General features: G+C 60.7%; 17 protein-coding genes. 9 read left to right on the top strand and 8 right to left on the bottom strand.

Annotated elements, in window-relative coordinates:
• Positions 1 to 13 precede the first annotated feature (13 nt).
• Genes ACFQ2S_RS15885 through ACFQ2S_RS15900 form a run of 4 tightly spaced genes read right to left on the bottom strand, consistent with a single transcriptional unit; the run spans position 14 to position 3484 of the window.
• Positions 14 to 1276: a (Fe-S)-binding protein gene (locus ACFQ2S_RS15885; protein WP_386075921.1), complete on the bottom strand. Its 1263-nt coding sequence runs from the start codon at positions 1274 to 1276 to the stop codon at positions 14 to 16.
• On the bottom strand, positions 1273 to 1938 hold the full coding sequence (locus tag ACFQ2S_RS15890) for a hypothetical protein (RefSeq protein WP_386075923.1): 666 nt from the start codon (positions 1936 to 1938) through the stop codon (positions 1273 to 1275). Before ACFQ2S_RS15890 ends, ACFQ2S_RS15885 begins: the two co-directional genes overlap by 4 nt.
• Entirely contained in the window at positions 1935 to 3032 is a 1098-nt protein-coding gene (locus tag ACFQ2S_RS15895) for a hydrogenase small subunit (RefSeq protein ID WP_386075925.1), read from the bottom strand. Before ACFQ2S_RS15895 ends, ACFQ2S_RS15890 begins: the two co-directional genes overlap by 4 nt.
• A gap of 5 nt (positions 3033 to 3037) precedes the next feature.
• Positions 3038 to 3484, bottom strand: coding sequence for a hydrogenase expression/formation C-terminal domain-containing protein (locus ACFQ2S_RS15900; protein WP_386075927.1), 447 nt, complete (start codon positions 3482 to 3484; stop codon positions 3038 to 3040).
• A 700-nt stretch (positions 3485 to 4184) separates the two neighbouring features.
• Between ACFQ2S_RS15900 and ACFQ2S_RS15905 the strand changes: the two genes are divergently transcribed.
• Positions 4185 to 4460: a DUF167 domain-containing protein gene (locus ACFQ2S_RS15905; RefSeq protein WP_386075929.1), complete on the top strand. Its 276-nt coding sequence runs from the start codon at positions 4185 to 4187 to the stop codon at positions 4458 to 4460.
• Here ACFQ2S_RS15905 and ACFQ2S_RS15910 read toward each other — a convergent pair.
• Positions 4457 to 5161, bottom strand: coding sequence for an IS6 family transposase (locus ACFQ2S_RS15910; protein WP_386075952.1), 705 nt, complete (start codon positions 5159 to 5161; stop codon positions 4457 to 4459). The two genes, ACFQ2S_RS15905 and ACFQ2S_RS15910, sit on opposite strands and share 4 nt — an antisense overlap.
• A gap of 237 nt (positions 5162 to 5398) precedes the next feature.
• Positions 5399 to 6619 (bottom strand): LysR family transcriptional regulator, encoded by a 1221-nt coding sequence (locus ACFQ2S_RS15915; RefSeq protein ID WP_386075930.1) that lies wholly within the window; start codon positions 6617 to 6619, stop codon positions 5399 to 5401.
• A 135-nt stretch (positions 6620 to 6754) separates the two neighbouring features.
• Here ACFQ2S_RS15915 and ACFQ2S_RS15920 point away from each other — a divergent pair, with 135 nt between their 5' ends.
• From ACFQ2S_RS15920 to ACFQ2S_RS15935, 4 genes are all read left to right on the top strand, one after another.
• Positions 6755 to 7486, top strand: coding sequence for a PIG-L deacetylase family protein (locus tag ACFQ2S_RS15920; protein ID WP_386075932.1), 732 nt, complete (start codon positions 6755 to 6757; stop codon positions 7484 to 7486).
• Entirely contained in the window at positions 7486 to 8160 is a 675-nt protein-coding gene (gene ligK, locus ACFQ2S_RS15925; RefSeq protein ID WP_386075933.1) for a 4-carboxy-4-hydroxy-2-oxoadipate aldolase/oxaloacetate decarboxylase, read from the top strand. Before ACFQ2S_RS15920 ends, ligK begins: the two co-directional genes overlap by 1 nt.
• Positions 8153 to 9211: a 4-oxalomesaconate tautomerase gene (locus ACFQ2S_RS15930; protein WP_386075935.1), complete on the top strand. Its 1059-nt coding sequence runs from the start codon at positions 8153 to 8155 to the stop codon at positions 9209 to 9211. Before ligK ends, ACFQ2S_RS15930 begins: the two co-directional genes overlap by 8 nt.
• A 79-nt stretch (positions 9212 to 9290) precedes the next feature.
• Positions 9291 to 10244, top strand: a complete 954-nt coding sequence (locus ACFQ2S_RS15935) for a VOC family protein (RefSeq protein WP_386075937.1) — start codon at positions 9291 to 9293, stop codon at positions 10242 to 10244.
• A gap of 23 nt (positions 10245 to 10267) precedes the next feature.
• Here the strand turns inward: ACFQ2S_RS15935 and ACFQ2S_RS15940 are convergent, their stop codons facing one another.
• Complete coding sequence (locus tag ACFQ2S_RS15940) at positions 10268 to 11176, bottom strand: LysR family transcriptional regulator (RefSeq protein ID WP_386075939.1); 909 nt, start codon at positions 11174 to 11176, stop codon at positions 10268 to 10270.
• Here ACFQ2S_RS15940 and ACFQ2S_RS15945 point away from each other — a divergent pair.
• The 4 genes from ACFQ2S_RS15945 to ACFQ2S_RS15960 all read left to right on the top strand — a co-directional run bounded on the left by ACFQ2S_RS15945 (position 11135) and on the right by ACFQ2S_RS15960 (position 15848).
• Complete coding sequence (locus tag ACFQ2S_RS15945) at positions 11135 to 12196, top strand: amidohydrolase family protein (RefSeq protein WP_386075941.1); 1062 nt, start codon at positions 11135 to 11137, stop codon at positions 12194 to 12196. The genes ACFQ2S_RS15940 and ACFQ2S_RS15945 overlap by 42 nt on opposite strands.
• Positions 12196 to 14112, top strand: a complete 1917-nt coding sequence (locus tag ACFQ2S_RS15950) for a TRAP transporter permease (protein WP_386075943.1) — start codon at positions 12196 to 12198, stop codon at positions 14110 to 14112. Before ACFQ2S_RS15945 ends, ACFQ2S_RS15950 begins: the two co-directional genes overlap by 1 nt.
• A 36-nt stretch (positions 14113 to 14148) precedes the next feature.
• Positions 14149 to 15120 (top strand): TAXI family TRAP transporter solute-binding subunit, encoded by a 972-nt coding sequence (locus ACFQ2S_RS15955; RefSeq protein ID WP_386075944.1) that lies wholly within the window; start codon positions 14149 to 14151, stop codon positions 15118 to 15120.
• A gap of 62 nt (positions 15121 to 15182) precedes the next feature.
• Positions 15183 to 15848, top strand: coding sequence for a dienelactone hydrolase family protein (locus ACFQ2S_RS15960; RefSeq protein ID WP_386075946.1), 666 nt, complete (start codon positions 15183 to 15185; stop codon positions 15846 to 15848).
• Positions 15849 to 16591: 743 nt separating this feature from the next.
• Here ACFQ2S_RS15960 and ACFQ2S_RS15965 read toward each other — a convergent pair.
• On the bottom strand, positions 16592 to 17319 hold a 728-nt coding region (locus tag ACFQ2S_RS15965), incomplete at its 5' end, for an amidohydrolase family protein (protein ID WP_386075948.1).

The following is a 17319-nucleotide window of genomic DNA, read 5'->3' on the forward strand; positions in this document are numbered from 1 at the left end:
CTCGTATCTCCCCTCAATCCTCGTCGACGAGGTATTCGGCCATCATCTCGGTCAGGCCGGCCACCTCGATATCCATGTCGTTGTCTTCCAGAGCGTTCTCCAGCGTGTGGTGGCAGAAGGCGCACATGGTGACGATCTTGTCTGGCGCGACTTTCTCGAACTGCCGCTTCTTGAGCTGGAAGGCGGCGTTCTTGAGGTCTGCTGCACGCTCATTCGCGCCAACCCCGCCACCAGCGGAGCAACACCAGTTCATCGTTCCGGCATCGTCGGTCTCGACGAAATTCTCTGCGACCATGTTCAGCAGCCGGCGCGGTTCCTTGTTGATGCCACCGCGGCGGTTGATCTGGCACGGGTCGTGGAAGGTGATCTTGTCGCTGTCCTTGCCGGAGGTCTTGAGCTTGCCCTCGGCGCGGAGTTGGTCGAGCAGTTCAATGATGTGAACCACCTCGAAGTCGTATTCGCGGCCGATCAGGTTTGGACCTTCCCAGCGCATCGCCTGATAGGCGTGGCCGCATTCGGGGCTGATGACCTTCTTGACCCCCAACCTCTCGGCAGCCTCGACCACGCGGGTGACGAGGTATTTCGCCACGTCCCGGTTGCCGATCTGGATGCCCACATTGGTTGCTTCGAAGGCCTCCAGGGAGATTGTCCAGGTAACGCCGGCCTGTTTGAAGATCTTCGCCATGGCGCCGATCACTTCCGGGTATTCGGCAATTTCCTGCGCCGACAGGATGACGAGGTAGTCCATGCCCGGCTTGTCGAACTCGATCTCGATCCCGGTCTCGGCGCTGGCATGCTTGACCTGCACCTGAATAGCCTTGCTTAGATCCCCCATCGGGCTGTTGCCATTCGTATGCCGCTTGGCCGCCCCAATCAGCTCGACAGGCGCGTGACCAGCGGCCGACATGCCTTCGCGCATCTTGCGTATCATCAACGTAATGTCGTTGCCCACCGGGCAGACCATGGTGCAACGTCCGCACATGGTGCAGCTGTCATAGACCAGCCTTTCGGCCTCGGAGAAATCTTCGTCTGTGATCTTGTTGCCAAGCCCCGCCATCGACTTCAATCGCCCGAAGAGCGTGTACTCGTTCTCCCAGACCCGCCGCAGAAGCTCGACCTTTCGGATCGGCGTGTATTGCGGGTCGTCTGTTTCATGGAAGAAGATGCAGGCATCGGCGCAGAGGCCACAGTTCACGCAGCTGGAAAAGAAGCTGGCAACCGGGGCGTCGACCTGTTCGCGCAGGGCATTCACGCCGCGTTCGGCACTCGCACTCATGATTCAGCTCCTTTGCGGCCCTGGATCGATCCGTTGTAGTAGCGCGCCATCGCAAAGGTGAACGCGTGCATCAGTTTGGTGAATGGGAAGACGATCATCAGGATGTCGACCGACAGGATGTGCAGCGCCATCATGAAGGTCGGATCGCCGAAGAGCTTGTTGACGGCCACGTAACCGGTGATCAGCGGCAACAGGCTGAGGATCAGAACCAGGTAGTCCACCCAGGTCGTCAGCTTTCGGCGAACCGGATCGCGCCAGCGGGTGTAGAGTAACGCAAGCCCCGCGATAACGGCCAAGACCGTCGAACTCTCGATGATCACCCGACCAACGCCCGGCCAGCTCAGCCCGATCAGTTCCTCGATCAACGCGATATGCGGCACGAACAACAGGAACGCTATGAAGAAACCGATGTGGAAGACATAGCCACCGACGATGGTGATCGGGTTCGGCTTGATTGCGCCGGGGCGTGGGAAGGTCCGTGTGAAGATCGTCTTGATCCCCTGCTGAACAGGCTTGCCCTTGGCCTTGGAGAAATCCTTTTTCCGTCCAAGGACGAGGATCTCGACCACTCGGATCAGGACACCGGCGACAAAGACCAGCAAGGCGATGTCAAAGAGCGGTCCGCGTGCGAACATCAGAAGGTCGAAGTTCGGGTTATTCATGACTCCTTCTCCTCCTTCTCGAGCGTGAAGGCATCGACGGTTTCGTGGTTGGCAAGCGCATCCGCCTTTCCTTTTCTGGCGAGATAAGCACCACCGGCACCGGCAGCGACGCCAGCAATCACGGCGGCTTGCCCGACGCGGCGATAGTTGCCAGCGGGCGCGGAGAGCGGCTTGTAGAAGCCGCCATTGTCCCAGAAGTCGGGCTCCGTGCAGCCAAGGCATCCATGCCCGGCTTCGATCGGGAAGCTGGTCCCGTCGTTCCATTTCACCGTGGCGCAGACGCTCTTGGTGGTCGGGCCCTTGCAGCCAAGCTTGTAGAGGCACCAGCCCGCGCGCGCGCCCTCGTCGTCGAACCCTTCGGCGAAGAGCCCCTTGTCATAGAACGGGCGGCGGTAGCAGCGGTCATGGATAGACTCGGCGAAGTAGGCCTTGGGCCGGCCAAGCTCATCCAGATCGGGGATGCCGAATGTCAGGTAATGGGCCAGAACCGCCGTCATCACCATTGGAATGGGCGGACAGCCTGGAACGTTGATGATCGGCTTGTCCTTGATGATATCCGAAACGGCCCCCGCGCCGGTCGGGTTCGGGTTCGCCTGTGGCAGGCCACCATAGGCCGCGCAGGTGCCCACGCTTACAATCGCGGCGGCGCCTTCGGCCGTCTCTTTCAGCATATCGAGGTTGGATATGCCGGCGATGGCGGAATATCCCGGTTCGTCCAGCGGAATCGAGCCATCGACAATCACTAGATACTTGCCGTGATACTCCCGCATGGCCTCTTCGCGGGCGTGCTCGGCGGCGGCGCCGGATGCCGCCTGAAGGGTGTGGTGGTAATCCAGTGAGATCGCGTCGAAGATCAACTCTTCCAGCGATGGAGTGCTCGAACGGGTGATCGCCTCGGTGCAGCCGGTGCATTCCTGGAAGGAGAGCCAGATCACCGACGGTCGGGGAGCTGTCTCCAGAGCGTGAGCGACCCGCGGCGCCATCGCGGGCGGCAGGGCCATGAGCGAGGTCAGAGACGCGCAGTACTTCACGAAACTCCTGCGACTGACCCCGTGTGCCTTCATCAGTTTTGGCAACAACGGACCACTCGGCATCTGCACTACCCTCCCTTTTTGTCGGCGCCAGTCTTCCCGTTAAGGCGTTCGGCCAGCATTTCGTGTCCACGCACGGCGTCTTCCCGGTGCGTTCTCAGGATGTCGGGGATGAACGTAACTTCGATGAACCTCGACTGGGTCTCACCCTGTTGATCGTAATGGTCGACCCGCCACACGCCCGGAATCTCTGTCTCCTGAACAAAGCTCTCGCCCAACGCGTTCAGAACGGCGTTGACTTCACCTTCGCCGAGGACCTCTTGAAGGAGTTTTTCGTCTCCCCCCGTGAAGGGTATCGACCCGAGGTCGATCACTGCGGTCGTTCCACTCTTGACCAACCGGCCGAGTGCCTCGTGGATCTCGGCCAGGATAGGCAGTGCATTTCCTGTCGGAAGGTTCGCTACCGCCTCCTTGAGCTGGACAACGTCCGCTCCTGATTTCGATATGCTCTGCAATCTTGCGATCCCGTTTTTCCGGCTCTACGGGCCGGATCGTGGGCTTCTTGACAAACCCGAACATCCTCGTCCTTGATCTGCGTCATGCAGAAATTCGAATGCGTATACAATAAGATATTGTGTAACTGATAGGCAGGTTATCGCTATCGTTTTTTGGATTTAAATTCAGCAACTTACTCTTTATCCAAGAACTTTTGAGCACCCTTTAATGCCGACTGCGACAAATGAGGCGCAGATCCTACCGATGCCTCCGCAATTTCGTCAATTGTGTGGGAAAAAATGGTTGTGCGAATTTGTCAGAAATCGGAGCGAGTCTTCAGGTTTCCATGGTCATAAATTATGAGTAGGTCATGCGTATTAATTTCGTCGGCAAGTACATTCGGCGGACGGATAGAATTAGTCAGATTTAGGCTCCGAAATTGAATACCGGCCTCCCGGCCGAGACACCACACTGGGCTTCCCAGATTTTGCAGCTATTGTTCCACCATAAAAGCCTATAGAAATTAATGACTTGGAGTTGTCAACGCGCATGCAGGTTGAAACCGACGGGGACAGGTTTCGGGCTTGAACACTTCACCTGAGTTACACAATGCGGTCCCGAGGCCCGGCCGGGCATCATGCTAGCATCACGATCCACTTTATGATATATTTAAATTACATCTCTTCGAGAAATGGGGACGCGTCACGGAAGGCTGCAACTATGAAACACGGCGTCCTGTCAGATCTTTCGGTCCCCGGAACCCAGATCGAAGTCCGGGTTACGCCCAACGCTTCACATGACGATCTGTTGGTTGAGTGCATGGGATTACGGGTATTCATCACCGACAATATCGATAGCGAGAAGGTAAACGAATCGACAACAGATCTCCTGGCGGCCGAGAACGGCGGTGAGAAAGTCGACCACGGCAGCGGCGGGATAGGAGGTGTCAGAGAAGTTCGAACCAGTCTCGCCATGGGCAGGCTGGCTGCCCCTTAAGCCGCACAGAGACCGCGCCACTCGGTGAGAGCGGCGGCGCGGTTTGCCTTGAAATTTGCTCTAGAGGAGAGGCTGCGTTCCGAATTGAAATGGTTGAATACCGAGGCTTGGACGGAGACGAACATCTGCAAACTTCGCATCCGCCGGAACCGTTGCATTGCTCGTTCTCGTCGTCGGAATGGCAGGTCCGAATTCTCCGCCCGGTTGTTCAACCAACGGCCAGTTTCCTGGCGGTCTGCCACTCCGATCGCTTTCATCGCGGCACCGTAGGACCGCAGGCAATCGGTCACGAAGACATCCGCCCGGCCGTGGCGCTTCAACGTTTTCCTAAGGAATTTCAATGCCGCCTTCTTGTCCCGCGTCTTCGTCACGAAGCTCTCGAGAACCTCGCCCTCGTGATCGACCGCGCGCCAAAGATAATGGCGCTCGCCGTTGATCTTCACGGACATCTCGTCGAGATTCCAACGCCAGTGGCTCGACCGCATCCCCTCGATGCGACGTTTCCGGATTTTGGCTGCGAACAACGGCCCAAACCGGTGCCACCAGTAGCGGACGGTTTCGTGGCTTATATCGACACCCCGCTCGTGCAGCAGGTCCTCGACGTTCCGGAGCGAAAGCGGGAAGCGGATGTACATCATGACCGCAAGGCGGATGATCTCGGGTGATGTCTTGAAATAGCGGAATGGGCTGCGCTTGGTCATCACAGATAGCTTTGCAAGCCCCCTGCCCCACTCAAGCCAGTTTGCTCTGACATCGCCCCCGCGCAGCTTCGCCGAAGCCAATCAGGGCGACGGCGAGCGCGCGGCACTGGCGGTTGTCGGAGGCTGGCATGGTGGAGGTCCTGACTGGGTGTCGGTTTCTTTGTCGCTACCACCGCAACAGGAGAGAAAGGAAATTGAATGCTCATTAAGTTCATTCAATATTGATATAGGCAATGCTCAATCGAAACGTTTGCGCGCCGCCTTTGCCAACAGCTCCAAAAGCAGGGATTGCGTTGCGGTTGGCTGCCAGTCCTTTCGGGTCGAGAGACCGATCATACGACTGGCCCCTTCGAGTTCGACCTTCAGCCGGCACAGAAGCCCTTGCTCCATTTCCAGACGAACCTGGTGCGGCGAAAGGATCGTCAGCCTGTCGCTTCCCATCAGCAACCCGCGCAGGACGATCTGGGAGGATGTTTCCACGATCCGACGCGGTGCCTCGACATCTGCTTGGGAAAACAGGGAGTCAAACAAGACCCGCGTCGGCACGCCCTTCGGAGGCGTCACCCAGGCATAGTCGGCAAGATCGCGAATAGCGACGAAGGTCCGCTCCGCGAGCGGGTGGCCGCTGCGGGCGAGGATCGCCAAGGCGTCATCGAACAAGGGCGCCTGCTCTACGTCATCCGCCGGAACCGGGTCGCGCAGCGCACCGATCAGAAGATCAATCTGACCATGCCGCAATCCGTGCAGCAGATCCGCGTAAGGCCCATCAACCACGCGCACCCGGACGTCCGGACGTAGGCGCGTTAAATCGTTGATTGCCTTGGGGAGGACATAGGATTTGGCCAGAGGCATTGCGCCGATCACCACTTCAGCGCTGTCATGGCCCAGCCAGGCATTGATTTCGTCGATCCCCTGTTTCAGCTCCGCATAGGCCAGCCGGGCGGACAGGGCCAGGGCCTGTGCAGCCGGCGTCAGCTCGATTCCTTGGGCCGTTTTTCCATAGAGCGAAACGCCCGAAAGCCGTTCGAGGTCACGCGCCGTTCGGTACAAGGCGGGCTGGGCGATGCCGACCCTCCGTGCCGCCCAGGAGAAGTTTCCCGCATCCTCCACCGCCAGCAGAGCCCGCAATTGCGCGCTCGTCACCAGGTGATCGAAGCGCTGGAAGCCACCCGACCGCTTTCGGCCGCCAGCCCGGCCGCAACGCTCCGCACCCTGCCTGAGATGTTCCTGTGCCCGCGCCACCCGGTCCCGAAAACCTGTACCCGGCTCGGTCAGGAAGATGCCAACGCGGTTGCGAACGAAAAGCGCGACGTCCAGCGATTTTTCCAGCTTCGCCAGGGCCTGGGTGATCGCCGGCTGAGACAGATGCACCTCCGACGCCGCCGCCGAAATACTTCCCACGCGCGCGGTTTCGCAGAAGGCGCGGAGGTGGCGCAAATTAAGTTTGTATATGTCCATGGTCACAACTCCAACAAAATTGGCAGCTCATATACCGAAAACTTATGATAATACCATCCGTTTGAAATGGTCACGCGGCGCAGTCGCGCTCTATGAACAGTTTGAGAATGGAAGTTTCCGCACCGGAGGACCGAGATGAGTGACCCCAAGACCGCATTGGTGATTTCCGCCCACGCTGCCGATTTCGTCTGGCGCTGTGGCGGCGCCATCGCTTTGCATCAGAAGCTCGGTTATGAAGTGACGGTCGCCTGCCTGTCTTATGGCGAGCGTGGCGAGAGCGCGCGGTTGTGGAAGGAAGGCAAGACCCTCGACGAGGTGAAGGCGATCCGCCGCAAGGAAGCGGAGAATGCTGCCGTAGCACTCGATGTGCATGACATCCAGTTTCTCGACCTAGGCGACTACCCGCTGGACCTTGGCGACGAGGCGCAGGCGCGTGTGGTCGATATCATCCGCACCGTGCAGCCGCGTTTCATGCTGAGCCACTCGCAATACGACCCCTACAACACCGACCACATGCGCACGACGGAGTTCGTGCTGACCTGCCGCATGATCGCTCAGGCCTGGGGCCACAATCCGGGCGAGAAAGTGCTGGGTGCGCCGCAGCTCTACCTGTTCGAGCCGCACCAGACCGAGCAGATGGGCTGGAAACCGGACACCTTCCTCGACATCACCGAGGTCTGGGACCAGAAGCGTGCCGCCATCGAGTGCATGGAAGGCCAGCACCACCTGTGGGATTTCTACACCAACGTGGCCGAGAACCGCGGCAACCATTTCCGACGCAATTCGGGCGGACAAGCCGGGGGGCGCGCGGCCAAATACGCCGAAGGCTTCCAGTCGGTATTCCCGCGCACCGTGGATGAACTCTGATGGCGAACCTGGTTGTGCAGAATATCGAACGGGCCGATCCGGAAGTCGTTGCCGGGCTCGGCGCGTGCGGCGTCGCGACGGTTCATGAAGCGCAGGGACGCAAGGGACTCGTGGCAGCCTATATGCGGCCGATCTATTCCGGCGCGCGGGTTGGCGCATCGGCCGTGACGATCTCGGCCGCGCCTTGTGACAATTGGATGGTCCATGTCGCCATCGAACAGATCCGCGACGGGGACATCCTCGTCCTCGCCCCCACCTCACCCTCCGATGCCGGTTATTTCGGTGATCTGCTGGCGACATCGGCCATGGCGAGGGGCTGCCGCGGGCTGATCATCGATGCCGGCGTGCGCGACGTGCGCGACCTCACGGAAATGGGCTTCCCCGTATGGTCGAAAGCGGTTTTCGCGCAAGGGACGGTGAAAGAGACGCTTGGTTCGGTCAACGTACCAATTGTCTGCGCGGGCGCGCTGGTCAACCCGGGGGACGTGATCGTCGCCGACGATGACGGCGTCTGCGTTGTCCGTCGGGAGGAAGCGGTGGAGGTGCTGGAGAAAGCCCGCGCCCGGGAGGCCAACGAGGCAGCCAAGCGCGCGCGGTTCGAAGCCGGCGAGCTTGGGCTCGATATCTACAAGATGCGCGAGCGGCTGGCCGAGAAGGGCCTGAAATATGTCTGACGGCATTCCGGCGATGTGGATGCGGGGAGGCACGTCGAAGGGCGGGTACTTCCTCGCCTCCGACCTGCCCGAAGGCCCGGAGGAGAGGGACGCGCTCCTGCTCGGCATCATGGGCTCCCCCGACATCCGGCAGATCGACGGGATGGGTGGTGCGGACCCGCTGACCTCCAAGGTCGCCGTGGTGTCGCCTTCCGACCGCGAGGGTGTCGATGTCGACTATCTTTTCTTGCAGGTTTTCGTCGACCGGCCCATCGTCACGGACGCGCAGAACTGCGGCAACATTCTCGCCGGTGTCGGCCCCTTCGCTATCGAACGCGGGCTTGTCGTGGCACGGGACGGCGAGACGCCGGTGACCATCTACATGGAAAATAGCGGGCAGGTCGCCGTTTCCAGAGTGCAGACGCCGGGTGGCCGGGTCGACTATGCGGGCGATGCCTCCATCGACGGCGTTCCGGGTAAGGCCGCCGCGATCCCGGTCGCATTCCGGGACACGGCCGGGTCGAGCTGTGGCGCATTGCTCCCCACTGGCAACGTCGTGGATGTGGTCGAGGGGGTCGAAGTTACCATGATCGATAACGGCATGCCCTGCGTGGTGCTGCGGGCCTCGGACATGGGCATCACCGGACAAGAGACACCGGAGGAACTGGAAGCGAACACGGCGTTGACTCTCCAGTTGGAAAAGATCCGGCTGGCCTGCGGGCCGCTGATGAATCTCGGCGATGTCACCGAAAAATCCGTTCCGAAGATGACCATGGTCAGTGCGCCCCGCCAGGGTGGCGCGATTTCAACGCGGACCTTCATTCCGCATCGCTGCCACAAGACGATCGGCGTGCTGGGTGCGGTGAGCGTCGCGACCGCCTGCCTGCTCGAAGGCGCTCCGGCCTATGCCCTGGCACGGCGCGGCAGGGGCGCGGAGCGGGCTCTTCCCATCGAGCATCCGACCGGTGAGATGACCGTCGTGGCAGAGCTGGACGAGGAAGGTGCTGTCAAGAGCGCCGCCATCCTGCGCACGGCGCGCAAGCTGATGGACGGGGTCGTCTTTCCCCGCTGACCCCTGGCCGGCATACCGAGCAAACCTGAGGAAAGAGACCGAATTCCGGATCGCGCCGGAAGCCAATGTGGAGGACACCATGCCCGACCCCTGCCAGGACGTCGCCCATCTGGGTCATGTCGAAGTGCTGACCGACAAGTTCGAGGAAAGCCTGGACTTTTTTATCCGGGTTTTCGGCCTGACGCTTTCGGGACAGGACGAAACCAGCGCCTATCTGCGCGCCTGGGACGATTACGAATTCCACTCCCTGAAACTCACCCGGTCCGATACGACCGGCGTCGGGCATATCGGCTGTCGCACCAGCTCGCCCGAGGCGCTGGAACGACGTGTCGCCGCTATCGAGGCGAGCGGCTACAAGACCCATGGCTGGGTCGATGGCGATCTCGGCCACGGACGCGCTTTCCGGTTCGAGGATCCGTTCGGCCATATTTTCGAGCTCTACTGGGAGACCAACAAATATGTCGCCAGCGAAGCGGATGCGCCCGCACTGAAGAACAATGCAAGGCGGTTCCACGCCACCGGCGCCTGTCCTCGCAGGCTCGACCACCTGAACCTTCTCTCCGAGGATGTCACCGAAGTCCGCCGGTTCATGACAACCTGCCTCGGCTCCCGGATCACCGAGTATATCCAGCTCGACAATGGCCGGCTCGGCGGCTGCTGGTTCACGGTGAACAACAAGATCTATGACCTCGCCTGCACCGAGGAGCATGGCGGCGGCAATGGTCGGCTGCATCACGTCACCTATGCCACCGACCAGCGCGAGGATATCCTCCGCGCCGCCGACATTTTCCTTGAAAACGGCGTCTTCATCGAGACCGGTCCGCACAAGCATGCGATCCAGAACACCTTCTTCCTCTATGTCTGGGAGCCTGCGGGCAACCGGGTGGAGCTGGCCAATGCCGGCGCGCGGTTGATCCTTGACCCGGACTGGGAGCCGGTCCGCTGGACCGAGGCAGACCGAAAGAAAGGCCAGGCCTGGGGGCTCAAGACAATCGAAAGCTTCCACACCCACGGAACACCACCGGTCCAATGAGGCCGCAACGCGGTTTCGTGCCGTCAGGGCTGCGCACAGGCGAGCAGGATTTGCTCGCGCAGCCAGGCATGCGGCTCATCGGCGTTGAACCGCTTGTGCCAGATCAACTGGTTTGCAATCGGCGCGACCTCCAGCGGAACCGGTGCTGTCACGAGATCAAACCGGCGGGCGAAATATTCCGCCGTTCGGTGGGTAAAGACCCCGACGAGGTTCGACTTCTGAAGCAACTCTGGAACGATGGTGAAACTCGTCATCGTCGCGGCAATGGAGCGCTGCAACCCGTTGCGCGCGAGGATCGTATCGAAAACAGCCCGACGGCCGCCGGACGAACTGACCACGAGATGCGGGTAGTCCAGGATTTCCTGCAATGCCGGTTGAGGACCGCGCGCAAGCAACGGGTGCTCCGAACGGCACAGGCAAACAAAACGGTCCTCGAAGGCGAATTGTTGGCTCAGATGTCCCGGCACATTGTCGAACCAGCCGATGGCCACGTCGATCTCCTCCTCCTCGATCATCCGGATGGCGTAGGCCCGATCCGTCGCCCGAAGGGTCACCGAGATGGCTGGCGCCACCGTTCGCATATTTTCGAGCAATGGCAGGAACACCGGCAGGCTGAACCGGTCCGGCGCTCCCAGCATGAAGCGGGCTTCGGCCGTGGTAGGGTCAAAAGCACGCTCCTGTTCGACGCAGCCGGTGGAGAGCCGCACAATCTCGGCCACCTGCGGCGCAAGCTCCTCGGCGCGCGGCGTCGGGCGGAGACCGTCGGGCGTACGGACCAGCAAAGGGTCGTCGAAATGATCGCGCAGCCGCTTGAGGGAATTGGAGATCGCCGACTGCGTCCGACCGAGGCGCTCACCGGTCCGCGTCACGCTCCGCTCTTCCAGAAGGACGTGAAGAACGAGGAACAGGTTGAGATCGAAAGCCTGCAGCATGACGGCTCCACATCATTCAAAGTGATTGGTAACAACATGAATATCAATTTCCCGAATGTTGGTCGAATCGATACTCTCCTTGGAAAGGGAGGAAATCAGATGAGCCAGCCTGAGCAGGCGGCTGTCGGCGCAGCTGCTGCCGAGGCCGCATACATGCCGTATCACCCGTCACCGTCGGTGCCGATATTCCGCGTACCTTCGGGCGCAGTGGACGCGCATTGCCACGTTTTCGGGCCCGCCGAACGTTTTCCCTTTGCCCCGGAGCGCAAGTACACCCCCGTCGATGCCAGCGCTGAAACCCTCTTTGCGCTGCGCGACCGGCTGGGGTTTTCCCGCAATGTGATCGTTCAGGCCACGTGCCACGGGCGCGACAACGCGGCGCTGCTCGATGCGATTGCACAGTCCAGCGGAGCCGCCCGTGGCGTCGCGGTGATCGGCGAAGACGTGACCGATCGGGAACTCGACAAACTGCATGACGGCGGCATTCGGGGCGTCCGGTTCAACTTCCTCAAGCGGCTTGTAGGCGATGCACCGAAGGAGTCCTATCAGAGGATCGCCGCACGGCTGTCGGACCGGGGCTGGCATATCGTCGTCTATTTCGAATCTTCCGAACTGGAAGATCTAAGGCCCTTCCTGCTGTCCCTGCCCGGTACCATTGTCGTTGATCACATGGGCCGCCCCGACACTGCCCAGGGCCTCGACTCGGCGTCTTTCAGGCGCTTCCTTCAACTTCTGGAAGAAAGTGACCGGTTTTGGGTCAAGGCGACCTGCCCCGAGCGGCTGACCGTCGCCGGCCCGCCCTATGACGACGTCATTCCCTTTGGCCGCGCGCTCGTGGAACGCTTCCCGGATCGCGTGCTGTGGGGAACCGACTGGCCGCATCCGAACATGCGCTCGCACATGCCCGATGACGGCAAACTCGTGGATGTGATCCCGCGCATTGCCCCCACAAAGGAGTTGCAGCGGAAGTTGCTCATCGACAACCCGATGCGGCTCTACTGGCCGGAAGAGGTGGCGTGATGGGCAACAGCGCGGCACCGAAAACCCGCATCGACTGGCTCGTGGCAATCCTTGCCGCGACGATGGTTATGGCCTGCATCCTTTGGAACCTCGAGGCGCATACCCGTCTTGGTTTCGCCCTTCTGCGCCAGCAATACATGGCCCTGATCCTGGGCCTTGCGCTCACCATCGTCTTTCTCCGTTTCGGACCGGACGGAAAGGAAGTGGACAAACCGAGTCTCGTCGATCTCGCAATCGCCTTCATCTGCCTCGGAACCCTGCTCTATGCCGCCATAGACTTTGTCTGGTTGCTCGAGGAACAGTTCTACCGGCCATGGCAGATTACGTTGGTTGGCTCGGTTGTCGTCCTCGCGGTCATGGAAGGCATCCGCCGGCGCGCGGGGTTCATGCTCTTTGGCATCGTGGCCGTTTTCCTCGTCTACGCGCTTTTCGCCGACAAGGTTCCGGGCCGCCTCGTAGGGCGCGAGCTTTCGGCGCAGCGGCTGGTCGAATATGTCGGTTTCGACAGTTCGGCAGTCTTCTCCTCTCCACTCGCGGTCGGTACGATCACGGTTCTGCTCTTCGTCTTCTTCGGACAGTTGCTCTTTGCCGCGGGCGGTGGTGCCTTCTTCACCGACCTCGCGATGGCCGCCACGGGGCGCACCCGCGGCGGCAGTGCCAAGATCGCGGTTTTCGGGTCCGCCCTCTTCGGGTCGATCTCGGGCAGTGCCGTCTCCAACGTAGCGACAACCGGGGTGATCACGATCCCGTTGATGCAACGCGGCGGCTACTCGAAGGAAGATGCCGGTGCCATCGAGTCCGTGGCCTCGACCGGCGGCCAGCTCACACCGCCGATCATGGGAGCGGCCGCCTTCCTGATGGCCGAGTTCCTTGATATTCCCTATGCGACCGTCGCTGCGGCGGCACTCGTTCCGGCCGTTCTCTACTACATCGCCGTGTTTCTGCAGGTAGACCTGATCGCCGCGCGCGACGGGATTGCCGCGCCTGACGAAGTCGCGACGACCGTTCGAGAGGTTCTGGCCGAAGGCTGGCACTTCCTTATCCCCTTCGCGGTACTGCTGTACGGGCTGTTCTGGATCAGGCTCGATCCGGAAGATTCCGCTCTCATGGCAGCCATAGCCATCGCTCTCGCAGGCCTTGTACGCGGCTACAAGGGAACACGCTTGTCGCTGCGAGCGCTCGGTCTGGTTTTCGTCAGCACCGGAATCGCGATGGTCGATCTCATCTTGGTCGTCGCAGCCGCCGGCTTCGTGATCGGCGTGCTGAACGTGACCGGGCTCGGCTTCGCGCTCACGCTACTGCTGGTCGACGCGGTCGGCTCCAGCATCGTCCTGCTGCTGCTGATCTCTGCCGTTGTCTGCATCATCCTCGGCATGGGCATGCCCACTTCGGGAGTCTACGTGCTGCTTGCCTCGCTCGTAGCGCCGTCGCTCGTCGAGGCGGGCGTGACGCCGATCGCGGCGCATCTCTTCATCCTCTATTTCGGGATGATGTCGATGATCACGCCCCCCGTGGCGCTCGCGGCTTTCGCCGCCGCGGCGATCTCGGGCGCCGGCGCCATTCGGACCGGGCTGCACGCGATGCGGGTCGGCTGGGCCGCTTTCATCCTGCCCTTCGCCTTCGTGGCGACTCCGGCGTTGCTGTTTGAGGGCACCATGACAGAGACGGTCGTCGCGGCAGCACTTACGGCTGTCGGCGTGGCCGGCGTAACCGTGGGGATCGCGGGCTACTGGGGCCGCCGTCTCAACATGGCCCTGCGCCTCGCCTTCGTGGCGCTCGGGGCCCTCGCTCTGCCGCTTGGCTTCATCGGCGTTTCTACCGCCCTCCATATCGGCTTCGGGATCGCGGTCGTGGCTCTCGGCACGGCACTGATCCTGACCGCTGCCAACACCGGGGAGAACAGGAACTTCATCTGATCCACAAATCACACTGATGACCACAGGGAGGAAACTATGACGTCATCCAAAATTCTTGCTGCAGCCGCGCTGACCGGCATCGCGTTCTGCACGGCGGCATCGGCACAGGTCGTGTCTATGGCAACCGGCGCACAAGGTTCGCTGGCCTACAATTCCGGACAGGCCGTCGCCGTCGTCGCCAACGAGAACGGTATCACCGTGCGAACGCAACCGCTGGTGGGCTACATGCCGCTGCTCAATTCCGGCGAGGTCGATTTCGGCTTCTCGAACGGTGCCGAAGCGGCCTTCGCCTACACGGCTACCGGCAATTTCGACCGCGAGCACACGAATGTCCGCCTTGTCGGTCAGATGTTCTCGCTCACCACAGGGATCATGGCCCCGTGCGATCTCGGGTTGGAAACAGTGGCCGACCTGAAAGACAAGGCCGGGGATCTGCGGATCGCGTCCCAATACACCTCGTCCACGATCATCCCCTTCTACATCGAAGGTATCCTCGCCACCGAAGGTCTGGAATACGAGGCCTTCAAACAGGTTCCGGTGTCGAGCTTCGTCGACGGGATCAAGGCGCTCGGCGACGGCCTCGTGGACATCGCGCTTGTCAGCCTGAATTCCGGTGCCGGGCAGGAAGCAGCGGTCAAGCTGCAGAACCGCGGCGGCCTGTGCTACATTTCAGCGGCCGACAGCGACGCCGCAGAGGCGGCCCTCGACGCGGTGCTGCCCTCCGGCATCATCGTCAGCCTGCCGCAGAACGAGAATATCAACGGCCTGCAGCAACGGGGCGCCAGCATCGTGCGGGTTCCGTGGATGCTGCTCGCGAACGCCGATGTCGACGAAGAGCTTGTGTACAATCTCATCAGTGTTTTGCACCAGAACCAGGAGGCGCTCGGAAACTCTTTCGGTGCCTTCAAGGCCGCCGATTTCGGCGCCATGGCCCCGAAAAACACGATGCCCTACCACCCGGGCGCGATCCGGTACTTCGAGGAAGCCGGGGTTCCGGTAGCTCAGTAATCGCTCGCCTGTGCCGCAAGTTTACGCGGCACAGGCGCCTTCCCAATAGGAGAATGAGAAGAATGTTCACCGAGCTAACGGCCTCGGACGGCCATAAACTGGACTGCTGGATCGAAGGAGCGCAGGGCGCGCGCAAGGGCGGGATCGTGATCCTGCAGGAGATCTTCGGGGTCACTGACCAGCTCAAGAGTGTTGCCGCGCGCTACGCTGCGCTTGGATTCGAAGTCGCCATTCCGGCACTTTTCGACAGGTTCGAGAAGGACGCCGTAATCCCTTTCACCGAGGGACCGCGCGGCCGGGACATGATGCTCGCTTCGAACCTTGAAACGACGATGCTGGACGTGGATGCAGCGGTCCAGGCGTTGAAAGCCAAGGGCGGCAAGGTCGGCGTGATTGGCTTCTGTTGGGGCGGCGGGCTGGCCATCCGCGCCGCGCAGATCCTCGATATCGGCGCGGCGGTCGCGTTTTACGGCACACGCTTGCCCCAGTACCAAATCGCGCCGCTCAAGGCACCGGTCCAAGGACACTATGGCAGCAACGACAGTCATGTTCCCGCGGAAATGCTCGATGCTGCGCGTGCGTTTTTTCCGGACATGGAAGTCTTTACCTACGAAGGTGCCGGTCACGCCTTCGCAAACGATGCCCGCCCGGCGGACTATGTGGAAGAAGCGGCCGAAGAAGCGCATGAGCGTACGGAGGCGTTCCTGATTTCCCGACTGGCTTCTTGAACGAACGCCCGGTACTGAAAGCCGAAAACCTTGGCGGGAAAGACGTGACAGTGACGAGGCAATTCACTCGGCTAGTCACACGGGCGACCGGTATAGCGATGGCCGATTGAGGTCCTGCTGGACCTAGAAATGGGGTTGCTGAGCCCTCTGGGTCACTAGCGGGCTGTTTCGGAGAAATATGTTCCGCGCGCTCCTGCCTGTCCAATTTGGGGCAAGCAGGAACAACTCCCGTGGTTCCGCCCTGAGGACTCGTCAAACGTTGATGTGGCGTTGATGAAAAACGCGACATCAAAAACTTGATCGGCCGAGGCCGAATTAAAGTCTTTGATAACGTGTATAAATTTTGCTTACGGGGGTGGGATTTGAACCTACGACCTTCAGGTTATGAGCCGATAATTGATAGATTCCAATAACTTACAAAAATCAGCCACTTGTGCGGCAAGCCTTTGATTTCGCGAATTTCCTATCTCGGCGCTGGGTGACGTTGGGCGGCTTTCGGGGGCAAACGACGGAGAAAAACGGCGTATGTCGGTTGAGGTGGCGTTGAGTTGGACCTGTTGAAATGGCTCTCGTTTCAATCAAAGTGGCAGGAAGCTATTCGTTCGTCCTCGACCCGAACTAGCAACACTGGATGCCGCAGTGCGGCCCGTCGAGCCAGCCAGCGGCTTCGGCGCATTTTCATTCCGGCGACCAAAGTCGCCGAAACGATCCGAAGATGATTGAGTCTGGCCAAAAAACAGGCGCTACTCCATGTCGTACTTGTAGATGACGCCATCCTTCATGATCATGCCGAAGTTCGCCTTCGCGTCGCTGATCAGGTCGAGATTTTCCAGCGGGTTGCCGTTCACGAGGATCATGTCTGCATAGGCGCCTTCCTCGATGACGCCCAGCGGGCCGAGCGGATACGGCGTCAGCGGACCCGACATCTTCAGCAATTCGGCGTTGTCGCAGGTGGCCATCTTGAGCGTCTCGTAGGGAGTGAACCATCGCTGCATCTTGGCAAGCACGGCCCCCTGCCGTTTCGCGAGGTCCGCACTGAACAGCGTGTCGGTGCCGAAGGCGATCTTGAGGCCCAGTTCCTTGGCGGTGCGATAGACAAAATCGGTCCCGTCGGTGACGAACTTGTACTTGGCTTTCTGGAACTCGTTCAGGGCAGGTGCGTCTTCGTCGTCAAGGAAGGGCTGCATGCTGAGCCACACGTCCTTGTCCTTGAAGAGCTGCAACGTCTCGCGCGTCGACATATGAGCGTGCTCGACGCTTTTTGCTCCGTTTTCAATAGAGTGAACAACGGCTTCATTGTTGATCGCGTGCGTAGTAACATAGGTGCCCCAGGCTTCCGTCGCCTCGACAGCGGCCTTAAATTCGTCGTCCGTGAACTGGATCGTGTGGATTGGATCATATGCTGAAGTGACGCCGCCGCCTGCCATCAGCTTGATCTGCGTGGCCCCCTGCATGAGGTTTTCGCGCGTGC

The organism is Tropicimonas aquimaris, from assembly GCF_042676185.1.
In the GTDB taxonomy this organism is placed as follows: Bacteria; Pseudomonadota; Alphaproteobacteria; order Rhodobacterales; family Rhodobacteraceae; genus Tropicimonas; species Tropicimonas aquimaris.